Raw genomic sequence first — 21,087 nt, 5'->3', positions numbered from 1 at the left:
AAGGACTTTCGTGACCATCGACCTCGCCGCATTCCCGCACGACTTCCTGTGGGGCACGGCCACGGCGGCCTACCAGATCGAGGGAGCCGTGTCGGAGGACGGCCGCTCGCCGTCGATCTGGGACACCTTCTCGCACACCCCCGGCAAGGTCGCGGGCGGCGACACCGGCGACGTCGCCTGCGACCACTACCACCGCTGGCGCGAGGACATCGACCTCATGCGCCGGCTCGGCACCAACGCCTACCGCCTGTCCGTCGCCTGGCCGCGCGTGATCCCGGGCGGCGACGGCCCGGTCAACCCCAAGGGCCTCGACTTCTACGACCAGTTGATCGACGCCCTGCTGGAAGCCGGCATCACCCCGTCCGTCACCCTCTACCACTGGGACCTGCCCCAGGTGCTCCAGGACCGCGGCGGCTGGCCCGCACGCGAGACCGCCGAGCACTTCGCGGCATACGCCTCGGTCGTGGCCGGGCGGCTGGGGGACCGGGTCAACCACTGGACCACCCTCAACGAACCCCTGTGCTCGGCCTGGATCGGCCACCTGGAGGGGAAGATGGCCCCCGGCCTGACCGACCTCACGGCCGCCGTCCGCGCCTCCTACCACCTGCTCCTCGGCCACGGCCTCGCCACACAGGCGATCCGCGCCGCGTCCCCGTCCGCCCAGGTCGGCCTCGTCACCAACCTCTCCACGGTCCACGCGGCCACCGACCGCCCGGAGGACCTCGCCGCCGCCCGCCGCATGGACGGCCACACCAACCGCTGGTGGCTCGACCCGGTCCACGGCCGCGGCTTCCCGGCGGACATGCGCGAGGTCTACGGCGTCGAACTCCCGGAACGGGAAGGCGACTTGCCGGTGATCGCCACCCCCCTGGACTGGCTCGGCCTCAACTACTACATGCCGGTCACCGTCGCCGACGACCCCACCGGACCGGCGCCACGGGCCCGTCAGGTCGCCCGCCCCGGCGTGCCCCGCACCGGCATGGACTGGGAGATCGACGCGCACGGCATCGAGACCCTCCTGCTCCGCCTCACGAACGAGTACGGCGCCCGCAAGCTCTACGTCACCGAGAACGGCTCCGCCTACCCCGACGTCGTACGCCCCGACGGCACGGTCGACGACCCGGAACGCCAGCAGTACCTGAGCGACCACCTCGCCGCCTGCGCGTCCGCCGCCCGCAAGGGCGCCCCGCTGGCCGGCTACTTCGCCTGGTCCCTGCTGGACAACTTCGAGTGGGCCTACGGCTACGACAAGCGCTTCGGCCTGGTCCACGTCGACTACGAGACCCAGCGGCGCACGATCAAGGGCACGGGGTACCGGTACGCGGACGTCATCCGGGCGCACCGCGAGAGGGACCGCAGGGCTGCTTGAACCGGGCTCCGGCCCCTCAGTAACTGTCGTAGCCGGGCTCACCATTGACCCGGTAGACGCCGACGACGGTGCCGCCCTTCGTCGACGAGACGCTGACCGGCTCCAGCGCGGTGGGGATCGCTCCGTCGGCGAACAGCCGCTTGCCGGTGCCGATGATCACCGGGTGGATGGTCAGCCGGTACTCGTCGACGAGGCCGTGCCGCATGAGGGTCTGGGCGAGGTCGCCGCTGCCGACGACGTTGATGGTGCCTCCGTCGGAGGCCTTCAGCTTGCGTACGGCATCGACGACATCGCCCTCCAGCAGCGTGGAGTTCTGCCACTCGACGGACGTCAGGGTCCGAGACGCCACGTACTTGTGCATGCCGTTCATCCGGTCGGTGAACGGGTTGCCGGGATCGGCGGTCGGCCAGTACGACGCGAAGATCTCGTACGTCTTGCGGCCGAGCAGCATCGCGTCGGACTGCTCGTACCAGCCGGCGATGGCCGTGCCGACCTCGTCGTCGGACACCGGCTTCTGCCAGCCGCCGTGCTCGAAGCCGCTCTCGGCGTCCTCGTCCGGACCGCCCGGGGCCTGCATGACGCCGTCCAGCGTCAGGAACGTGCAAACGGTGATCTTGCGCATGGTGCGCTCCCTTCGTCGAGGGGTAGACGGCGCGACCGCCGGAAACTCATCGGCGGACTTGGCCGCCCGGCCGTCATCGGAGCAGACGGTCGACCAGGCCCTCCACGTACTCCGGGGTGAGCGGGCCCGCGCCGAACAGGACGCGGATGTACATCGGGGCCATGACGTGGTCGACGACGGCCAACGCGTCGGGGGCCCGCTCCCCGCGCTCGCGCGCCCGGTCGAGCATGGACTGCAACTGCCGGGCTCGTTCGGCGAGGAAGTCGTCGCGCAGGCGCAGGCCCTCGGGTCCGGAGGCGGACAGGGCGACGGCCAGGCGGAGCACGGCCAGACCGTCGGGTCCGGTGATCTCGCGGGCCACGGCGGCCGCGTAGGTGCGCAGGTCACCGACCAGGTCTCCGGTGTCGGGCATCGGTGAGCGCGCATTGAGGCGGGTCAGCGTCACGTCGGTGAGCAGCGCTTCGAGGCTGCCCCAACGCCGGTAGACGGTGGTGTCGGCGACTCCCGCGCGGGCCGCGACCTCGCTGACGGTGAATCCGCCGTACCCGCGTTCGCCCACCAGGTCGGTGACGGCCTGATGCACCGCCGCGCGGACGCGGGCGCTGCGTCCGCCGGGCCGCCGGGTGCGCTGTTGCTCGTCCATGCCTCCCACCTTAAAGCAGCCCGCACTTGCGTTTGCGTGCCGAGTCGCTCTACCGTGCGCTTAATGCAGCTGATGGCTGCTTTAGGTGCGGGGGAGGGGACGTCATGCTCGTGGTGACCTGCCTGGGGCAGTTCATGGTGCTGCTCGACAACACGATCGTCGGCGCGGCACTGCCGGACATGCAGCACCGTCTGGACACAGGACTGACCGGACTGCAATGGATCGTCGACGCCTACGTCCTGCTGGTCGCCATGCTGCTGCTGTCCGGCGGAGTCTTCGCCGACCGCTTCGGCCGCAAGCGCGTGTACCTGAGCGGTGTCGCGGTGTTCACCGCCGCGTCCGTGCTGTGCAGCATCGCCCCCTCGGTCGGCTGGCTGGTGGCCGGGCGGGTGCTGCAGGGGGTCGGGGCCGCGGCCCTGAGCCCCGCCTCGCTCGCACTCCTGGTGGCCGCGCATCCCGCCCCGCAGGAACGGGTCAGGGCGATCGGGCTGTGGGCGGGGCTCAGCGGCATCGGCCTGGCCGCCGGGCCCGTCGCCGGAGGCGTCCTGTCGCAGGCGTTCGGCTGGCCCGCGATCTTCCTGGTCAACGTGCCCATCGGCGTGATCCTGCTGGTGGCCGGCCGGCGTGTCCTCACGGAGTCCCGCAATCCGGACGCCCGCGCCCTCGACATCCCGGGCACGATCCTGTCCGTCCTCGGGGTGGGCACCCTGGCCTATGCCCTGATCGAAGGCGGCTCGCGCGGCTGGACCTCACCAGTGATCCTGGGTGGCTTCGCCGCGGCGGCCGCCCTCCTCGCCGCGTTCGTCGCCGTGGAGCGGCGGCACCCCGCACCGATGCTGCCGCCGGGCCTGTTCCGCCGGCGGCTGTTCACCGTCTCCAACTCCGCCATGACCGTGGTCGGGTTCGCGCTCATGGGCTCGTCGTTCTTCTTCTCGCAGTTCTTCGTGTACGTCCAGGGCAGCTCGATTCTGCGGGCCGGACTGCAGACCCTGCCCACCACCCTCGCCATGGTCGTCGTCAGCCCCTTCGCGGGACGCCTCGCCGGCAGGTACGGCTACCGGTCCGTGGTCACCGGCGGTCTGGTGCTGGCCGGGCTGGGGCTCCTCGCGCTGGGCGGGGTGCACGCGGACACCGGTTACGCGAACGTGTCGTGGCGGCTCGCCACGGTCGGCGTCGGCTTCGCCCTGACCATGTCCCCGCTGACCGGCGCCGCCATCCAGGCGGTCGACCCGCAGGAGGGCGGTCTCGCGTCGGGCATCAGCAGCACCACGCGGCAGATCGGCGCGGTGCTCGGCGTGGCGGTGCTCGGGGCCGTGGTGCGCGCCCGGCAGTCCGGTGGCGCCTCCTTCGAGGCCGGTCTCGACAGCGCCTTCGCCGTGGCCGGAGCCGTCACCCTGGCCGCCGCGGTGGGCACCGGCCTGTGGCTGGCAGGGTCCCGGCCGACGCCCGCGCCCGCGCCTGCGTCGCAGCAGCGCCCGGACCTCGGCGCGCGGCGCACTCGGTGAACCTCCTCCGGGTGTCCCGTGGTCCGCCGCCCGCGCCCGCGCCTGCGTCGCAGCAGCGCCCGGACCTCGGCGCGCGGCGCACTCGGTGAACCTCCTCCGGGTGTCCCGTGGTCCGCCGCCTGGCGCGGGGTGGACCTGCGGCGACGCGGAGACCGCCGGTACCGTGCCGCTGTGACCAGTGACAAGGGCGACCGCCCGCGGTCCGTGCCCGTGTCGCCGCCATGGCCCAAGGAGACCCTGGGCGTCAGCGTTTCGGATCTGGCTGTTCGAGCAGCAGCACGGTGTCCGGCTCCCCGCTTCCTACCGCAGCTTCCTCAAGGATGTCGCCGACGGAGGATCGGGACCAGACTTCCGAGACTGGTACCTGGCATGGCCGGCTACGACCTGACAGCTGTGGCCCAGGGAGGGCATCAAGGTGCGCTCCGAGTACCTGGGCCACTCGGACCCGGGCTTCACGCTGCGGACGTACACGCACCTGCTGCCGGCACCAAAAAGGGCGAGGCCCGAAGACCCCGCCCGAATCCCGCGAAACCCAAGGTCACGGCCACACAAGGCAATACGGCTGATGCCCCGCCTCATGCAACCGGTGGCTGAAGTCCTGCCACTCGTGCAGGAGTTGGTACACGTTGAACGCGTCCCGCGGGCCGCCCCGGTCCGGGACCGTCGACCAGATGAACGCCGCCGCGCCGACCGCTTCCTCGCCTATGCCGCGCAGCGGGTCCACGACCGTCATGGGGAGCTTGACCACCGCGTAGTCGGGGTGCAGGACGACCAGTTCGAGCGGGGGGACCTTGTTCAGGGGGACGCCCTCGATGCCGGTGAGGACCATCGCCGCCATGGTCTCCGGCTTGATCTTGGTGAACATGCCGTTCATGCCGAGCTCGTCGCCGCCGAGTTCCTCGGGGCGCATCGAGATCGGGACGCGGGCCGCGGTCGCGCCGTCGGGCGCGCCGAAGTACTTGTACGTCACCCCCACCCGACCACCATTCCTGCTTCCCGCCCTCAACGGATCGATCCGACGTTCGATACGTCGCTCGTCGCGTTCCGACTCATCCGGGGCGCCCGAGGTGCTGCGTCCCTGACGTGTCTCGGCCGCTTCCTCCGCCTCGCGCCGGTGCCTTCCCCGCCGGGCACGTCGAGGACCCAGGTCATCGGTCCCCTCGCCCAGTCCGCCACCGCGATGCATATCTCCACCCGACTGCTTTTCTAGGACGCGCGACCCCCGCCGCGCAACCCGATCATCGTGTCAGTGACCTCCCCCACGGCCGCCCGCCGAAACGTGCGTTGAAACACCTGTCCGCAGGATCTTCGCAGCCCCTCTGTGTGTATCTGCATCCAGTTTCGCAGATCGTGGGGCGCCGGGGCGTTCCGAGGGCTGGCCTACCCTGAGGTAGTCACCGGCAACGGAGTCCGAGAAAGCCGAACACACCGGAAAAGGTCGGAGTAGTCGCAAGACATGACTGAATTGCCCTATTCGTACGATGTGCCTGTCTCGCAGGCCCTGTTCGACCGCGCGTCCGCCGTCACGCCCGGCGGCGTGAACTCCCCGGTCCGCGCCTTCCGTGCCGTGGGCGGCACCCCCCGCTTCATGGTGTCCGGCACCGGCCCCTACCTGACCGACGCCGACGGACGCGAGTACGTCGACCTCGTCTGCTCCTGGGGACCCATGATCCTCGGGCACTCGCACCCCGAGGTCATCGCCGCCGTCCAGGAGGCGGTGTCGAAGGGCACCTCCTTCGGCACCCCCGGTGAGGGCGAGGTCGCGCTCGCCGAGGAGATGGTCGCCCGTGTCGAGCCGCTGGAGCAGGTACGGCTCGTCTCCAGCGGGACCGAGGCCACCATGTCCGCGATCCGGCTCGCCCGCGGCTTCACCCGGCGCACCAAGGTCATCAAGTTCGCCGGGTGTTACCACGGTCACGTCGACTCTCTGCTGGCCGCGGCGGGCAGCGGTGTGGCCACCTTCGCGCTTCCCGACACCCCGGGCGTCACCGGTGCCCAGGCCGGCGACACGATCGTGCTGCCGTACAACGACCTCGAGGCCGTCCACGAGGCCTTCCACCGGCACCCCGGCGAGATCGCCTGCGTGATCACCGAGGCCTCGCCCGGCAACATGGGCGTCGTGCCGCCGCTCCCCGGGTTCAACCAGGGACTGAAGGACGCCTGCGCGCAGAACGGCGCCCTCTACATCTCCGACGAGGTCATGACCGGGTTCCGGACCAGCCGCAGCGGTTGGTACGGCATCGACGGGGTCCGCCCCGATCTGCTGACCTTCGGGAAGGTCATGGGCGGGGGCTTCCCCGCCGCCGCCTTCGGAGGCCGCGCCGATGTCATGGCCCACCTCGCCCCCGCCGGACCCGTCTACCAGGCCGGCACCCTCTCCGGGAACCCCGTCGCCACCGCCGCCGGCCTCGCCCAGCTGCGGCTGCTCGACGACGCGGCCTACGTCAGGATCGACGCCGTCTCCGGGCAGATCCAGTCGCTGGTCTCCGAGGCGCTCGCCAAGGAGGGCGTCGCGCACACCGTGCAGAGCGCCTCCAACATGTTCTCGGTGTTCTTCACCGACCGGCCGGTGCGCAGCTACGAGGACGCCAAGGCGCAGGAGTCCTTCCGGTACACGGCGTTCTTCCACTCCCTTCTGGAGAACGGCGTCTACCTGCCGCCGTCCTCCTTCGAGTCGTGGTTCGTCTCCACGGCCCACGACGAGCAGGCGGTTCAGCGGATCGCCGACGCCCTTCCGGCGGCGGCCCGAGCGGCGGCGGAGGCCACGGCAGCATGAGCACCCCGACCAACAGCGACATCACCGTCGTCCACCTCATGCGCCACGGCGAGGTCGCCAACCCCGACGGTGTTCTCTACGGCCGTCTCGAGGGCTACCACCTCTCCGAGCTCGGGCGGCAGATGGCCGACCGGGTCGCCGAGCACCTCGCCTCCCGGGACGTCACCTACGTCTGCGCCTCCCCGCTGGAGCGGGCGCAGGAGACCGCCACGCCGATCGCCAAGGCGCACGGCCTCGACCTCGCGACCGACGAGCGGCTCATCGAGGCCGAGAACGTCTTCCAGGGCAAGACCTTCGGCGTCGGCGACGGCGCGCTGAAGAACCCCGAGAACTGGAAGCACCTCGTCAACCCCTTCAAGCCGTCCTGGGGAGAGCCGTACGTCGAGCAGGTCGTCCGGATGAAGGGCGCGCTGGACGCGGCCAGGGACCGGGCGCGCGGCCATGAGGCGGTGCTGGTCAGCCACCAGTTGCCGATCTGGATCGTGCGGTCCTACGTCGAGAAGCGGCGGCTGTGGCACGACCCGCGCAAGCGGCAGTGCACGCTCGCCTCCCTCACGTCCTTCACCTACCAGGGCGACAGGATCGTCTCCGTCGGCTACAGCGAGCCCGCGATCGATCTTGTGCCGGTCCATCTCCGGGCGGGTGCGAAGCCGGTGAAGGGCGGGAGCAAGGGGTTCGGGGCGTAGCGCTCCGCGGGAAACCGGGCATGAAGGCCGTGGGGAGCTGCGGGTCCGTCGTGGCTGGGCGCGCCGTTCCCCGCGCCCCTTTGGGGCGCGTTCCTGTTACCGAATCCGGAAAGAGTGCCGGAACCTTTCCCCTCCTCGTCTCCTCTGACTGGGTGACCACCGGAGAACGTGACGAATCGGGGAAACATGCCCACTCTCAGTCGAAGGGGAGCAATAGGCCTCGGTGCGGGCGCCGCGGCCGCCGTGGGGCTCTCGGGGTGCGGAACCCTCACCGGGTCGGACGGGGTGAGCCACGCCGGCGGGTCCACGCCCAGCAAGAAGCCGGCCCCCACGGCCCGCCCCATCGGCGACGGCTCCACCTCCTTCACCGGCAAGCAGCCCCACCAGCCCGGCAAGCCGGTGCCGCTGGAGCCCGGTCAGACCCCGCCGCAGTTCGTCGTCTTCTCCTGGGACGGCGCCGGCGAGGTCGGCAACGGCCTGTTCCCGCGCTTCCTCGACCTCGCCAGGAAGCACGACGCGCACATGACCTTCTTCCTCTCCGGGCTGTATCTGCTGCCCGAGTCGAAGAAGCGGCTCTACGACCCCCCGAACAACCCCCGCGGCGCCTCCGACATCGGCTACCTCACCGACGCGCACGTCAAGGCGACCCTCACCAACGTCCGCCGGGCCTGGCTCGAGGGGCACGAGATCGGCACCCACTTCAACGGCCACTTCTGCTCCGGCCACGGCACCGTCGGCAACTGGACGCCCCAGCAGTGGAAGAGCGAGATCGAGCAGGCGAAGTCCTTCGTCAAGCAGTGGCGCACCAACACCGGCTGGACCGACCTGCCGTCGCTGCCCTTCGACTACGACAAGGAACTCGTCGGCGGCCGCACCCCCTGCCTCCTCGGCCAGGACAACCTGCTGCCCACCGCCCGCGAGCTCGGCTGGCGCTACGACGCCTCCTCGCCCGGCGGCCGCCAGGTCTGGCCCGAGAAGAAGAACGGCCTCTGGGACCTGCCGCTCCAGGCGATACCTTTCCCCGGCCGCAGCTTCGAGGTCCTGTCCATGGACTACAACATGCTCGCCAACCAGTCGATCAACTCGACCAACGCGCCCGCGTACAACTACCCGGCCTGGCGCGAGCAGTCCGCCGGGGCCTACATCGCCGGTTTCAAGCGGGCCTACGAGACCAACCGCGCCCCCTTCTTCGTCGGCAACCACTTCGAGCACTGGAACGGCGGCCTCTACATGGATGCCGTCGAGCGGGCCTTCACGTACATCGCGCAGGAGAAGGAGAAGGGCGCCGACGTCCGCATGGTCTCCTTCCGGCAGTTCGTCGACTGGATGGACGTACAGAAGCCGGAGGTGCTCGCCAAGCTCCGCACGCTCGACGTCGGACAGGAGCCGGCGGGCGGCTGGAGGACGTTCCTCAAGGGGGCCCCGACAGCGACCTCGTCGCCGTCCTCGACAGCCTCCTCGAACGCTGCCTGAAATACAGGTTTCCGCCCGCAAGGGGGGTGCGCAAGATCCCCGGAACGGGCATGCGAAACTTTTCACATGAGTGCCGCCAGCCGTAGCCGCTCCCGAGTCCGTACCACCCTCCTCAGCGCGGGTGCCGCAGTCGCGGCGCTGACCCTGTCCGCCTGCGGCTCGGGCGGCACCTCGGGCGGAGGCGGCAACACCAACTTCATCATGGGCGCGGACGGCATCTCGACCGCCAAGCAGGGAGACCGGGGCACCGCCCCCGACCTGTCCGGCAAGACCGTCGACGGGGGACGGCTCGACGTCGCCGACTACAAGGGCAAGGTCGTCGTCCTGAACATGTGGGGCTCCTGGTGCGCCCCCTGCCGGGCCGAGGCACCCAACCTGGAAGCGGTCCACAACGAGCTCAAGGGCAAGGACGTCCAGTTCGTCGGCGTCAACACCCGCGACACCAGCGTCCAGAACGCCCGCGCCTTCGAGAAGGACATGGGCATCACCTTCCCCAGCCTGTACGACCCCACGGGCAAGCTGATGCTCCGCTTCGCGAAGGGCACCCTCAACCCGCAGGCCGTGCCCTCCACGCTCGTCATCGACCGGGACGGGAAGATCGCCGCCCGCTCGCTGGCCGCGCTCAGCGAGAGCAAGCTGCGCAAGATGATCGACCCCGTCCTCGCGGAGAAGTGACGTGAGTGCAGTCGTCACGCTCGCCGCCGAGACGGGCTACAACGGCACTGTCCTCAACGGCGCCCTGCTGCTCGCCCTGCCCCTCGCGGTCCTCGGCGGCCTCGTCTCCTTCTTCTCCCCGTGCGTCCTGCCCCTGGTCCCCGGCTATCTGTCGTACGTCACCGGCGTCACCGGTACCGATCTGGCCGAGGCGCGCCGGGGCCGGATGGTCGCGGGCGCCTCCCTGTTCGTGCTCGGCTTCACCGCGGTGTTCGTCTCCAGCGGGGCGCTGTTCGGCTACTTCGGCCAGACGCTCCAGGAGAACCAGAGCGTGCTGTCCAAGGTGCTGGGCGTGCTCATGATCCTCATGGGCGTCTTCTTCATGGGCCTGATGCCCTGGATGACCCAGCGGGAGTTCCGCTTCCACAACCGGCCCACCACGGGCCTGGTCGGTGCCCCGCTGCTGGGCGCGCTGTTCGGCATCGGCTGGACCCCCTGCATCGGCCCGACCCTGGCCTCCGTGCTGACCCTCTCCGCCCAGCAGGGCAGCGCCGGCCGCGGTGCCATACTGACCGTCGCCTACTGCCTGGGCCTCGGCGTGCCCTTCGTGCTCGCCGCGGTCGCCTTCCGCAAGGCGCTCGGCGCCTTCGGCTGGGTCAAGCGCCACTACGTCTGGGTCATGCGCATCGGCGGCATCATGATGATCGTGACCGGACTGCTGCTGCTGACCGGCGTGTGGGACCGTCTCGTGCAGGACCTCCAGTCCTGGTCCGCCGGCTTCACTGTGGGGATCTGATCCATGAGCAAGACCACACCCGCCACCGAACCCGTCACCCCCCACGCCCCCGAGGCTTCCGCCGGCGACCAGGACCTCGGCGCCGCGGGCGCCCAGCTGTCCACCGCGCCCGCCGAGAGCCTGAACATGCCCGCCCTGGGTGTCGTCGGCTGGGCCCGCTGGTTCTGGCGTCAGCTGACCTCCATGCGGGTCGCGCTGCTGCTGCTCCTGCTGGTGGCGCTCGGCTCGATCCCCGGCTCGCTGATCCCCCAGTCCGGGACCGACGCCACGAAGGTCGCCGACTTCGTCAAGAACAACCCCACCCTCGGGGACGTCTACGAAAAGCTCGGCCTCTTCCACGTCTACAGCTCGGTGTGGTTCTCCGCGGTCTACATCCTGCTGTTCGTCTCCCTCATCGGCTGCATCATCCCCCGCACCTGGCAGTTCGTCGGGCAGCTGCGCGGCCGGCCGCCGGGCGCCCCGAAGCGGCTGACCCGGCTGCCCGCCTACACCACCTGGCGCACCGAGGCCGAGCCCGAGCAGGTCCGCGAGGCCGCGCTCGCCCTGCTGCGGAAGAAGCGCTTCCGCGCCCACCTCGCCGGTGACAACGTCGCCGCGGAGAAGGGCTATCTGCGCGAGGTCGGCAACCTCGCCTTCCACATAGCGCTGATCGTGATGCTGACCGCCTTCGCCTGGGGCCAGCTCTTCAAGTCCGAGGGCAACAAGCTGGTCGTCGAGGGCGACGGCGACGGGTTCTCCAACACCCTCACCCAGTACGACGACTTCAAGTCCGGGAACCTCTTCGACACCGGCGACCTGGTCCCCTTCAGCTTCAGGCTGGACAAGTTCACCGGCACCTACGAGACCAGCGGCCCCACCAAGGGCACCCCGCGCCTCTTCCAGGCCGCCGTCACCTACAGCGAGGGCGCCTACGGCAAGGACCGCAACACCCTCGTCAAGGTCAACGAGCCGCTGGAGATCGGCGACGCCAAGGTCTACCTCACCGCCCACGGTTACGCGCCCGTGGTCACGGTCCGGGACGGCAAGGGCAGCGTCGTCTACCGCGACGCCGTGCCGATGCTGCCGCTGGACTCCAACGTCACCTCCACCGGTGTGGTCAAGGTCCTCGACGGCTACAAGAACGCCAAGGGCGTCAGCGAGCAGCTGGGCATCTCGGCCTTCTTCCTGCCGACCTACACCAAGGGCAGCGAGACGGCCTCCACCTTCCCCGCGCTGAACAACCCGGTGCTCAACCTGACGCCGTACCACGGCGACCTCGGCGTCGACTCGGGCATCCCGCAGAGCGTCTACCAGCTCGACAAGTCCCATATGAAGGACTTCAAGGACGCCAAGGGACAGGAGCTCAGGGAGAACCTGAAGCCCGGCCAGACCATGCAGCTCCCGAACGGGGCCGGCTCGGTCACCTATGACGGCACCAAGCAGTGGGCGAACTTCCAGGTCGTCCAGCAGCCCGCCAGCGGCTGGGCCCTCGCCGGCGCCCTCACCGCGATCTTCGGCCTCGCCGCGTCCCTGTTCATCCAGCGCCGCCGGGTCTGGGTGCGGGCGGTGCGCGGCGACGACGGCGTGACGGTCGTCGAGATGGCCGGCCTCGGCCGCAGCGAGTCGGCGAAGCTGCCGGAGGAGCTGGGCGAGCTGGCGGGAGTTCTTTTCGACCAGACGCCCGGGGCACCCGACCGCGACGCCGCCTCCGACGAGCCGCCCGCGCCGATCGGGTCGGCCCCCGGCACCGGCAAGGAGCGGACCGAACCGGCCGCAGGTGCTGCCACCGACGCTCAGCACCCCGCCAAGTCCCCGGTCGCCGACCCCGCCCCTGAGCCGAGCACCGAGCACCCCACCCCCGACCCCCAGGTCACACCCTCCGAAGGGGCTGAGACGAAATGACTCTCGCCGCCGCAACCGAGTTGGCCACCGCCACCAACGAGCACCTCGCCAACATCAGCAACACGCTGATCTACTCCGCGATGGCCGTCTACACCCTGGCCTTCTTCGCCTACATCGCCGAATGGCTCCTCGGCAGCCGCAGCAAGGTCGGCCGGACCGCCGCCGCGCTCACCGGCACCGCCGGCAAGGCCAAGGCGCCGGCCGTCACCGTGAGCAAGGGCGGCAGCACCGCCGTACTGGAGCGGCCGCAGGTCGTGGTGCGGGCCGCGGCCGGGGCGCGGGACGTGCCCGACGGGCCCGGGGCGCACGGTGGGGACGAGCAGGGTGATCTCTACGGCCGTATCGCCGTGTCGCTGACCGTGGTCGCCTTCCTCGTCGAGCTCGCCGGGGTCGTCGCCCGCGCGGCCTCGGTGGAGCGGGCCCCGTGGGGCAACATGTACGAGTTCAACATCACCTTCTCCACGGTCGCCGTCGGCGTGTACCTCACGCTGCTCGCGCTGCGGAAGAACGTCCGCTGGCTCGGCCTGTTCCTGATCACGACGGTCCTCCTCGATCTCGGCATCGCCGTCACCGTCTTGTACACCGCCAGCGACCAGTTGGTTCCCGCCCTTCACTCGTACTGGCTGTACATCCACGTCTCGACCGCGATCCTGTGCGGCGCGGTCTTCTACGTGGGCGCCGTCGGCACGATCCTGTACCTGTTCAAGGACTCCTACGAGAGCAAGCTGGCGAGCGGTGGCACGCCGGGCCGGTTCGCCACCTCGTTCCTGGAGCGGCTGCCCGCCTCCGCGACCCTGGACAAGTTCTCCTACCGGGTCAACGCGGCCGTCTTCCCGCTGTGGACGTTCACGATCATCGCGGGCGCGATCTGGGCGGAGTCGGCCTGGGGCCGCTACTGGGGCTGGGACCCGAAGGAGACGTGGGCGTTCATCACCTGGGTCGCCTACGCCTGCTACCTGCACGCCCGCGCCACGGCCGGCTGGAAGGGCCGCAAGGCCGCCTACCTGGCGATGATCGCCTTCGGCTGCTGGCTGTTCAACTACTACGGCGTCAACATCTTCGTCTCCGGAAAGCACTCGTACGCCGGCGTCTGACCCCTCGGCCGGTTACGACGGCGGCAGGCACTCCTTCGCCGGCGGCCTGCCCTCCGGCCAGGCGATCCGCACGAAACGGGCCGTGCCCTGCGGGGTCAGTTCCACGATGGGTACGGCCTTGTCGTACGGGTTGCCGTGGTTGTCGAGGCAGATCCAGCCGCTCGCGCCGTTGACGCGCTGCTGGGTGCCCTTGATGAGCCGCCACTCGTTGCGGACCTCTTCCAGGGTGGGGATGTCCTTGGTGCCCTTGGCGAACCGGATGCCCTGGTACGTCAGGCGCATCGCGTCGTAGGCGATGATCAGCTGCCCGTCCTCCAGGTCGACGTCGCCGATCGGCCCCACCTTGTCGCCCTGGCCCTCGCGCACCAGCTCCTGGAGGACCTGGGCGTCGGCGGCCGAACCGCCGGTCGGGGGCGCGGACTTCAGCCAGGCGTCCGGGTGGGCGAGGGCGGTGTAGCGGACGGTGAGGTTGCGGTTCAGGGCGTCGCGGTTCAGGTCCTTGTCACCGGTGAGGTAGGACGCCTCGTCGCCGGTGAGCAGGGTGAACCTCCGCTTCTGGCAGCCGCGTTCGCCGAGCGCGTTGATGAACTGGCGCAGCTGGGTGTGGCGTCCGGCGAACAGGATGGTGTCGGTGCCGGCGTCCGTGTCGCAGACCAGGTGGGTGATCTGCTCGAAGTCGTTGGCGGTGGAGCCCTCCAGGCTGCGGTCGTCGGGCGGGTTGAACGACCAGGGGGCGTACGGCGATCCCTTGAGCAGTTTCTCGAAGGAGCGCTGGAGGGTCAGCGAGTAGGGGTCGCCGTTGTCCTGGTCGTCCGCCTTCTGGTCGTGGACCAGGACTGCCTTGTCGGCGGCGACCTGGGCGAAGGAGGTGAGCGCGCGGGCCTCGTCGGTGTTGGTGGGGGCGACCCGGGCGAGCCCGGGGAAGGGATCCTTGCCGCCCTGGCCGTTGGCGAGGTTGTCGGCGGTGATGGAGGTGCCGATCACCGCGATGCCGCGGGCGGTGAGCGCGGTGACGGCCCGCTTGTTGTCGGCGGTGCTCAGTCCGACCCCGGCGACCGCCCGCAGCCGGTCCTTCCCGCCGGTCATGCCGGCCAGCTGGTCGACGGTGTGCTCCCAGTGGGCGCCGGTGGCACCCGGGTTGGCGAGCACCAGCCGGATCGCCGGGACGGTCCCGTTGGACCGGTGGTTGGCCTGGTACTGCGCGAGATACGCGCCCTGGAGCTCGTGCAGCACGTCACCGAGGTTGTCGGCGTCGGTCGCGGTGAAGGGCTCGAAGAGGGCGACGGTGACGTATGGGCCCTTGATGGTCCTGTTCTCCCGGTCGATCGCCTTGACCACCGCTGTGAACGGGGCCCGTCCCCAGTCGTAGCCGGTCGCCGAGACGCCCACGCACTCGTCGCTGCCCTCCGGTCTGACGACCCCTTCGGCGCAGGAGCGGTCGTCCTGGGCGAGTTTCCAGCCCCCGGCTCCGAGGCCGCCCAGCACCACGAGGGTCAGCAGGAGGGCGATGTACCGGCGCAGGGGGATCTCCCAGACGCCCTCCCGCAGCCATGTTCCGAAGCCTCGGCCGGCCATCACGCGTCCCCCTCGCCGTCGTTGTCGCCGTCGTCGTTGCCGTCGGGAACCCTGAGCGGGCGTCCCGCGAGCGCGTCCTCGGGCCAGTCCCGGGAGGCCCGCCACAGCAGGGCGTTGCCGGCCGGGCGCAGGTTGGACAGCTGCTCCAGCTCGAACCGCAGCCGGTCGCCGACCTTCGGATCGGGCAGTGCGAGCGGGTCCGTCAGCTGCCACACCGCGTGCAGCAGCCGCCGTATCCGCAGATGCAGTACGGGGTCCACGTCGGCCGGCACCTGTTGGACGGCGTCCGTGTGGCCGAGCGCGATCGCCGCGCGCCGGTCGTCGCGGGCGGCGAAGTCGTGGCCCTCGGCGTCGTGCGCGTGGAAGTAGGGCGCGGAGGCGACGAAGCGCAGGGTGCGCAGCCAGGTGCGGGTGTCCAGGGCGGTGAAGGTGTCGCGCAGGTGGGCGACGGCCGACTCCGTGGTACCGAGGGCGAGTTCGTGGTGGAGGCGGTAGCGGGCGTGGGCCTCGTCCTGGCCGGTGGGCGCGTAGTGCGCGATCAGGGTCTCGTGGGCCTCGCGCCAGCGCCCGTGGTCGGTGGAGCGGTGGTGCAGCCGGAGCAGCAGCAGCGTCCGCACGAAGGGGTCGCCGACGAACCGGCCCGGCACCTCGGGCAGCCCCTCCTGGACGAGCCGGGTCTGCAGGGCCCGTACGTCGGCCGGGCCGAAGTCGTCCGGCAGGAGGGCCTCGGCCAGGGCGGTGGCGGAGTCGTGGTCGTGGGCGGCGGCCAGCACCGTGAGCTCCTCCAGCCGGTCGGCGGGCACGAGCCGGTCGAGGAGTTCGACGTAGGTGGGTCTGCCGTCGCGGTCCTCGTGCAGCCGTACGTCCGAGAGGAGCAGTTCGCCGAGAGAGGCCGTGCCGTTCTGGGCGGCGGACTCGGTGAGCAGGGTGATGCCGAGCGGGTTGCCGCCGGTCAGCCGGTGCACCGCGTGCGGGAGGTGGGGCGGCACCTGGTGCTCGTCGACGATGTGCAGGGTGTCGTCGGCGGTCAGCGGCGGCAGCAAGACCAGCAGGGCGCGGGAGGAGGGGGACGCGGGATCGGGCGTCCAGTCGCTGCGCCGGGCGACCTCGGGGAGGCTGTGCCGTACGGCGTTGCGCAGGGCGGGGCGGCCGGTGCCGCGCAGCGCGGTGATGAAGACGACTTGGTCGGCGATGCCCTCGGAGCGGTCGCGCAGGACGGGGTCGGTGAGGCCGGGGCCGGGTGCGGACTGCGCGTTGTCGACGAGGACGACGGGCCGGCCCAGGCGCTGCATGCGCGGCAGTACGCCGGTGTAGGCGTCGGTGAGGTCGGCGAGCAGGGCCCGCACCAGATGGCGTTCGGCGTGTTCGCGTGAGGTGCCGCCGGCCCTGAAGTGCCCGGACAGCAGCATGAGTCCGCGCCGGGCGTTGCGACTCGCGTTGGGGTAGTCCCGCCACCAGGTGGCCGCCCGCTGCCGGCGTCGGTGGACGAAGCTGTCGGAGATGGACTCCAGGGTGGCCTCGATGGCGGAGGACAGCAGCGGCCCGGTCCCGGTGGCCGCCGCCGCCACGTTGGCGGCGACCCGCCCGGCCCAGCGCCCGGCGAACCCGGCGATCCACGACCCGCTCTCGTTGAGCAGCAGGATCCGCTCGACCTCGCGCCGGATCCGCTCCGAGTCGGCGTCCCGCCATCCTCCTGCGGCGACCGCGACAAGGCCCGACATCAGCCGCGGGAAGGTGATCCGCCCGGCTCCGGTCACCGGCTCCGCGAGCTGCTCGGCGATCATCAGCAGGGCCTGCGACACCGGTGACCAGGCCTCGGCGTCCCGGCCCGCGGGCGGCGCCGCGAACTCGGCCGCCTCGCAGTCGATCAGGGCGACCGGGGTGTGCCCCTTGTAGGCCTCCCGCAACTCGGTGAGCAGGGCGCTCTTGCCCATGCCGCGGGCGCCGGTGAGCACGACGAAGGGCAGTTCCTGCGGATGTTCCACCGTGAGGGCCCGGTGCTGGTGCGGCCGCAGCCCCACGAGCCGTGGTGCGAGCCCCGCCGGATCCGCGTCGAACAGCGCCCCGCGCCCGTGCAGCTGTCTGTGCACCCGCATTCCCCCCATGCGCGCTGTCTATCAACATCAGGGTAAGGAAGGGGAGTTGGTTCGGACTAGATCGCGTGATGTCCGTTGGGTTACGAAAGTGTCGTCGCGAGACCCGTCCTGGCTGGTTCCTGACCATGGACAGGGGGCGGCGAATTTTGACACGGTGGAGTGCGCCGGCCCGTAATCGAACGCGTGGTCGATGACGCCTTCGGGAGGCCCCTGGTGCCCCTCTCCCTCTCCTTCTACGCCGAGCAGAGCGCGTTCTCCGACCCGGGCGATCTCGTCTCCCGCTACGACGGACTGCCGCGCGATCCCGCCCAACTGGCCCGTGTCGTACGCGATCTGATGATCCATCGTGTCGAAGGCGAGCTCTTCGGGCACACCCACCCGGCCGACCGCCTCCACAACGACGCGGAGTCCCGCTACATCGACGACGTCCTGCGGATCCTCGTCGAGCGGAACCACGCCCCGCTGACCGTGCGGCGCGAGCCGGGCGACCGGTTCGTCGGGGTCTGCCGCGACTTCACGCTGCTGCACGTCTCGCTCCTGCGCCATGCCGGCATCCCGGCCCGGCTGCGGTCCGGGTTCGCCGATTACTTCTCGCCGTCCGGCTTCCATGGTGACCACGTGGTCACCGAGTACTGGGATGCGGAACGGGGCTGGTTGCTGGCGGACGCGCAGCTGACCGACCCGGAGATCACCGCCCACTGGCCGGTGGACTTCGACCCGATGGACGTCCCCCGGGCGCGGTTCCTTGTCGCCGGGGAGGCCTGGCGGGCGATCCGAGAGGGCGGTGCGGACGAGACGGAGTTCGGGCTGCACCGGCCCGAGGACGGACCCTTCTTCGGCGAGCGGTTCGTGGCCGGGAACATCCGGCTCGACCTCGCCGCGGTGAACAAGGTGGAGACGCTGCTGTGGGACGTCTGGGGTGAGGACGACGGGGAGCCGGGGACGCCGTTGCCCGAGGCGTCGCGGGAGTTCTACGACCGGGTGGCGCCCGTGGTGAGCGGGGACGTCTCGTTCGCGGCCGCGCGGAAGCTGTTCACCGAGGACGACGTGTTGCGGACGCCTCGGACGGTGACGTGCTACGCGCCGTTCAACGGGACGAGCCTGGTGACCTTGCGGTAGGCGGTTCGCTGGGACTCCGAGTGTCGCGCCGTCATGGCCACCCGGTGTGCGCAGGTCGCCGTCAGCAACTCGCCCAACAGGTCCGGGTCGTTGATGTCCAGACCCAGCAACGACTCGATTCTGTCCAGGCGTTGGTACAGGGACTGGCGGCCTATGTGGAGCAGGGACGCCGTGCGGGTCGGGGAGCAGCCGTTGCGGAGGTGGACCTCCAGGGTGCGGACCAGGTCGCTGGGGTGGGCCGCCTCCCAGGCCAGCAAGGGCCCCAGGGCGTGCTGGACCAGGGCCGCCAGGCGCTCGCGGTTGGCGTCCACCCCGCCCCGCGTCAGCTCCCGCTCCAGCGCGAGCGCCCGCGACGAGGTCACCAACGGGCCTTCGGGGACGCCCGGTTCGGCCGCGGGGACGGTCAACGCCAGTTCCAGTGTCGTACGGGCCGTCCGCAGCGTGTCGCTCCAGCGCAGCCAGCCGCCGCCCCCGGCGACAGCGTGCCCCACGGCCACGGTGAGGCCGGGAGCGGCCGTCGTGCGAAAGGCCTCCTGCACCGCCTTCACCGGGTCACCGGTGCGCGCTTCCGGCAGGGACAGCAGCGCCAGGACGTCCCCGGGGAACGCGGCCCGCATCACCCCCGCCCCGCCCAGCAGCCGTACCGCCCGGTCGACCGTCGCGACCTCCCGCGTGCCGTGCAGGGACACCCCGACCAGACGGGCACCGGGGCCGGGATGGAAACCCGCGAGCGCGGCCCGCGCCTCCACCTCCGGCTGGTTCAGCGCCGCCCGGTCGGCGAGGTCGGCGAGCAGGGCCGCCGTATGGTCGTCGCCCCAGGGTCGTACGACCGTACGGCCCGACAGTCCGCGGGCCACGATCGCGCGGTTGGCGGCCTCCGTGAGCCGGACGAAGGGCACGACCCGGTGCAACGCCAGCAGGGGCAGGCCCAGGCGGCGGGCCTCGTCGGCCACCTCGGCGGGCATGACCGGCAGGGACCGGCCGACCTCCACCGCGAGGCCGGCGGCGCCCCGGGCGGCCAGCTCACGGACGTACCGCCGTCGGACCTCCTCGGCGGCGTCCGTCAGCCCGAAACCGTTGGTGAGCAGCAGCTCGCCGCCGTCCAGGAAGTTCGCGCCCTCGTACACCTCGCTGGAGTGCACCCAGCGCACCGGGCGGTCCAGCGCGGTGTGTCCGGCCAGCAGCTCGGGCTCGGCGGCGCGGACGGGATCGAGGGCGAGGATCTCGCGAAGGGTGAGTGCGGGCATGGACGCCTCCCGACAGTTCGTCCGGCTGTGGGCTGCCGGGAGAGTACTTTCCGCACGTTGCCCTCGTGTTTCGGCCACAGGAGAGTGAGAGACATGGATCAGGCACAGGCACACCAGTGGCTCGCCACCGCCGTCGAGGAGGCCCGCGCCGGGCTCGCCGAGGGCGGTATCCCCATCGGGGCCGCGCTCTACGGCGCCCACGGCGCCCTCCTCGGGCGCGGCCACAACCGGCGCGTCCAGGACGACGACCCCTCCATGCACGCGGAGACGGCCGCCTTCCGGGCCGCGGGACGGCAGCGGACGTACCGCGGGACGACGATGGTGACCACCCTCTCGCCCTGCTGGTACTGCTCCGGACTGGTCCGCCAGTTCGGGATCGGACGGCTCGTGGTCGGCGAGGCCACCACCTTCCACGGCGGCCACGACTGGCTGGCCGAACACGGCGTGGAGATCGTGCTCGTCGACGATCCCGAGTGCGTCCAGCTGATGCGCGACTTCATCGAGAAGAACCCGGCACTGTGGAACGAGGACATCGGTGAGTGACACCCCCCAGCCCCGCATCCCGACCATCGACCTCGGGTCCTGGCTCTCCACGGACCCCGACGCCCGCGCCGCCATCGCCCGCACCCTGGACGAGGCCCTGCAGACCGCCGGGTTCTTCCTGGTCACCGGACACGGCGTCGACCCGGTCCTGCGCTCCCGCATCCGGGAGGCCGCGCGGACGTTCTTCCGGATGCCCGGGGACGTCAAGCAGCCGTACACCGCGAAGGTCGGCGGCCGCGGCTGGCTCGGTCCCGGCGCCGAGGCCAACGGCTACTCGGAGGGCACCGAGACCCCGCCGGACCTGAAGGAGTCGCTGACCTTCGCCACCCACGAGCCCTTCGAGGACCCGGTCGTCAACGCGGAGTGGTACGCGCCGAACGTCTGGCCCGCCGAGGTACCGGAGCTCCGGACCCTGTGCGAGGAGTACCTGGAGAAGATGGCCGAGCTGGAGAAGCAGCTGCTCTCCCTGCTCGGGGAGGCCCTCGGTCCCGGAGCCGACTTCTTCTCCCGGCACATGGACCATCCGACGTACGGCTTCAACATCAACTGGTATCCGGGCACCGAGGTGACCGGGGAGCCGCAGCCGGGTCAGTTCCGCATCGGCCCGCACACCGACTTCGGAACGGTCACGATCCTCGACCGGCAGGCCGGCAAGGGCGGCCTCCAGGTCTTCACGGACGAGGGCGGCTGGGAGGACGCACCCTTCGACCCGGCCGCCTTCACCATCAACATCGGTGACCTGATGGCCCGTTGGACGGGAGACCGGTGGCGGTCCGGACGGCACCGGGTGCTGCCGCCCCCGGCCGACGCGCCCGCCGAGGAGCTGATGTCCCTCGTCTACTTCGGCGAGTGCACCCCGGGCACGACCGTCGAGTCCGTCCCGGCACCGGTCGGACGGGTGGCCTACGAGGCGGTGGACTCGCATGCGTATCTGCGGGAGAAGCTGGACTCGATCACGGTGGACTGAGACGACCGGTCTCCCAAGGCGGGGGCGGGGCGAGGGCCCCG

General features: G+C 71.0%; 18 protein-coding genes. 12 read left to right on the top strand and 6 right to left on the bottom strand.

Annotated features, from left to right (window positions below; genetic code table 11):
* Positions 1–10: 10 nt before the first annotated feature.
* Positions 11–1,369, top strand: a complete 1,359-nt coding sequence (locus ACIRP7_RS10140; RefSeq protein ID WP_403655892.1) for a GH1 family beta-glucosidase — start codon at positions 11–13, stop codon at positions 1,367–1,369.
* Positions 1,370–1,385: 16 nt separating this feature from the next.
* On the opposite strand, the gene ACIRP7_RS10135 is transcribed toward ACIRP7_RS10140, so the two are convergent.
* Together ACIRP7_RS10135 and ACIRP7_RS10130 are read right to left on the bottom strand one after the other, a co-directional pair.
* Entirely contained in the window at positions 1,386–1,991 is a 606-nt protein-coding gene (locus ACIRP7_RS10135; RefSeq protein WP_403655890.1) for a dihydrofolate reductase family protein, read from the bottom strand.
* Positions 1,992–2,064: 73 nt separating this feature from the next.
* Entirely contained in the window at positions 2,065–2,634 is a 570-nt protein-coding gene (locus ACIRP7_RS10130) for a TetR/AcrR family transcriptional regulator (protein WP_403655888.1), read from the bottom strand.
* 104 nt (positions 2,635–2,738) lie between these two features.
* Between ACIRP7_RS10130 and ACIRP7_RS10125 the strand changes: the two genes are divergently transcribed.
* Entirely contained in the window at positions 2,739–4,139 is a 1,401-nt protein-coding gene (locus ACIRP7_RS10125) for an MFS transporter (RefSeq protein WP_403655886.1), read from the top strand.
* Between the two features lie 538 nt (positions 4,140–4,677).
* On the opposite strand, the gene ACIRP7_RS10120 is transcribed toward ACIRP7_RS10125, so the two are convergent.
* A complete protein-coding gene (locus ACIRP7_RS10120; protein WP_403655884.1) occupies positions 4,678–5,325 on the bottom strand; it encodes a hypothetical protein in 648 nt (215 codons plus the stop codon).
* A 270-nt stretch (positions 5,326–5,595) separates the two neighbouring features.
* On the opposite strand from ACIRP7_RS10120, the gene hemL reads away from it, so the two are divergent.
* From hemL to ccsB, 7 genes are all read left to right on the top strand, one after another.
* Positions 5,596–6,915, top strand: a complete 1,320-nt coding sequence (gene hemL, locus ACIRP7_RS10115) for a glutamate-1-semialdehyde 2,1-aminomutase (protein WP_403655882.1) — start codon at positions 5,596–5,598, stop codon at positions 6,913–6,915.
* Positions 6,912–7,601 carry a histidine phosphatase family protein gene (locus tag ACIRP7_RS10110; RefSeq protein ID WP_403655880.1) on the top strand — a complete coding sequence of 230 codons (690 nt, stop codon included), beginning with the start codon at positions 6,912–6,914 and terminating at the stop codon, positions 7,599–7,601. The genes hemL and ACIRP7_RS10110 overlap by 4 nt, the downstream gene beginning before the upstream one ends.
* A 186-nt stretch (positions 7,602–7,787) precedes the next feature.
* A complete protein-coding gene (locus ACIRP7_RS10105) occupies positions 7,788–9,074 on the top strand; it encodes a hypothetical protein (protein WP_403655878.1) in 1,287 nt (428 codons plus the stop codon).
* A gap of 66 nt (positions 9,075–9,140) precedes the next feature.
* A complete protein-coding gene (locus tag ACIRP7_RS10100; protein ID WP_403655876.1) occupies positions 9,141–9,749 on the top strand; it encodes a TlpA family protein disulfide reductase in 609 nt (202 codons plus the stop codon).
* A gap of 1 nt (position 9,750) precedes the next feature.
* The gene (locus tag ACIRP7_RS10095) at positions 9,751–10,524 is read left to right on the top strand and encodes a cytochrome c biogenesis CcdA family protein (protein WP_403655874.1); all 774 of its coding nucleotides are present in this window, start codon (positions 9,751–9,753) and stop codon (positions 10,522–10,524) included.
* Between the two features lie 3 nt (positions 10,525–10,527).
* On the top strand, positions 10,528–12,405 hold the full coding sequence (locus ACIRP7_RS10090) for a cytochrome c biogenesis protein ResB (RefSeq protein WP_403655872.1): 1,878 nt from the start codon (positions 10,528–10,530) through the stop codon (positions 12,403–12,405).
* Positions 12,402–13,499 carry a c-type cytochrome biogenesis protein CcsB gene (gene ccsB, locus ACIRP7_RS10085; protein ID WP_403655870.1) on the top strand — a complete coding sequence of 366 codons (1,098 nt, stop codon included), beginning with the start codon at positions 12,402–12,404 and terminating at the stop codon, positions 13,497–13,499. The genes ACIRP7_RS10090 and ccsB overlap by 4 nt, the downstream gene beginning before the upstream one ends.
* Before the next feature lie 12 nt (positions 13,500–13,511).
* Here ccsB and ACIRP7_RS10080 read toward each other — a convergent pair whose 3' ends face one another.
* Both ACIRP7_RS10080 and ACIRP7_RS10075 read right to left on the bottom strand, forming a co-directional pair.
* The gene (locus tag ACIRP7_RS10080; protein ID WP_403655868.1) at positions 13,512–15,074 is read right to left on the bottom strand and encodes a hypothetical protein; all 1,563 of its coding nucleotides are present in this window, start codon (positions 15,072–15,074) and stop codon (positions 13,512–13,514) included.
* Complete coding sequence (locus ACIRP7_RS10075; protein ID WP_403655976.1) at positions 15,074–17,170, bottom strand: hypothetical protein; 2,097 nt, start codon at positions 17,168–17,170, stop codon at positions 15,074–15,076. Before ACIRP7_RS10075 ends, ACIRP7_RS10080 begins: the two co-directional genes overlap by 1 nt.
* A gap of 183 nt (positions 17,171–17,353) precedes the next feature.
* Between ACIRP7_RS10075 and ACIRP7_RS10070 the strand changes: the two genes are divergently transcribed.
* Complete coding sequence (locus ACIRP7_RS10070; RefSeq protein ID WP_403655866.1) at positions 17,354–18,289, top strand: transglutaminase-like domain-containing protein; 936 nt, start codon at positions 17,354–17,356, stop codon at positions 18,287–18,289.
* On the opposite strand, the gene ACIRP7_RS10065 is transcribed toward ACIRP7_RS10070, so the two are convergent.
* A complete protein-coding gene (locus tag ACIRP7_RS10065; RefSeq protein ID WP_403655864.1) occupies positions 18,247–19,536 on the bottom strand; it encodes a PucR family transcriptional regulator in 1,290 nt (429 codons plus the stop codon). The two genes, ACIRP7_RS10070 and ACIRP7_RS10065, sit on opposite strands and share 43 nt — an antisense overlap.
* Before the next feature lie 93 nt (positions 19,537–19,629).
* On the opposite strand from ACIRP7_RS10065, the gene ACIRP7_RS10060 reads away from it, so the two are divergent.
* On the top strand, positions 19,630–20,079 hold the full coding sequence (locus ACIRP7_RS10060; protein WP_403655862.1) for a nucleoside deaminase: 450 nt from the start codon (positions 19,630–19,632) through the stop codon (positions 20,077–20,079).
* On the top strand, positions 20,072–21,046 hold the full coding sequence (locus tag ACIRP7_RS10055) for an isopenicillin N synthase family dioxygenase (RefSeq protein WP_403655860.1): 975 nt from the start codon (positions 20,072–20,074) through the stop codon (positions 21,044–21,046). Before ACIRP7_RS10060 ends, ACIRP7_RS10055 begins: the two co-directional genes overlap by 8 nt.
* Positions 21,047–21,087 lie beyond the last annotated feature (41 nt).

The organism is Streptomyces sp. NPDC102270 (assembly GCF_044766405.1).
Lineage (GTDB): Bacteria > Actinomycetota > Actinomycetes > Streptomycetales > Streptomycetaceae > Streptomyces.
The sequence above is the reverse complement of the archived record's forward strand: the minus strand, read 5'-3'. Positions and strand labels throughout refer to the sequence as shown.

Coding starts and splice junctions, on each gene's coding strand:
- ACIRP7_RS10090 (WP_403655872.1), top strand. CDS start 10,528: ATGAGCAAGACCACACCCGCCACCGAACCCGTCACCCCCCACGCCCCC.
- ACIRP7_RS10100 (WP_403655876.1), top strand. CDS start 9,141: ATGAGTGCCGCCAGCCGTAGCCGCTCCCGAGTCCGTACCACCCTCCTC.
- ACIRP7_RS10110 (WP_403655880.1), top strand. CDS start 6,912: ATGAGCACCCCGACCAACAGCGACATCACCGTCGTCCACCTCATGCGC.
- ACIRP7_RS10060 (WP_403655862.1), top strand. CDS start 19,630: ATGGATCAGGCACAGGCACACCAGTGGCTCGCCACCGCCGTCGAGGAG.
- ACIRP7_RS10075 (WP_403655976.1), bottom strand. CDS start 17,170: ATGCGGGTGCACAGACAGCTGCACGGGCGCGGGGCGCTGTTCGACGCG.
- ACIRP7_RS10130 (WP_403655888.1), bottom strand. CDS start 2,634: ATGGACGAGCAACAGCGCACCCGGCGGCCCGGCGGACGCAGCGCCCGC.
- ACIRP7_RS10120 (WP_403655884.1), bottom strand. CDS start 5,325: ATGCATCGCGGTGGCGGACTGGGCGAGGGGACCGATGACCTGGGTCCT.
- ACIRP7_RS10080 (WP_403655868.1), bottom strand. CDS start 15,074: ATGGCCGGCCGAGGCTTCGGAACATGGCTGCGGGAGGGCGTCTGGGAG.
- ACIRP7_RS10135 (WP_403655890.1), bottom strand. CDS start 1,991: ATGCGCAAGATCACCGTTTGCACGTTCCTGACGCTGGACGGCGTCATG.
- ACIRP7_RS10105 (WP_403655878.1), top strand. CDS start 7,788: ATGCCCACTCTCAGTCGAAGGGGAGCAATAGGCCTCGGTGCGGGCGCC.
- ccsB (WP_403655870.1), top strand. CDS start 12,402: ATGACTCTCGCCGCCGCAACCGAGTTGGCCACCGCCACCAACGAGCAC.
- ACIRP7_RS10065 (WP_403655864.1), bottom strand. CDS start 19,536: ATGCCCGCACTCACCCTTCGCGAGATCCTCGCCCTCGATCCCGTCCGC.
- hemL (WP_403655882.1), top strand. CDS start 5,596: ATGACTGAATTGCCCTATTCGTACGATGTGCCTGTCTCGCAGGCCCTG.
- ACIRP7_RS10125 (WP_403655886.1), top strand. CDS start 2,739: ATGCTCGTGGTGACCTGCCTGGGGCAGTTCATGGTGCTGCTCGACAAC.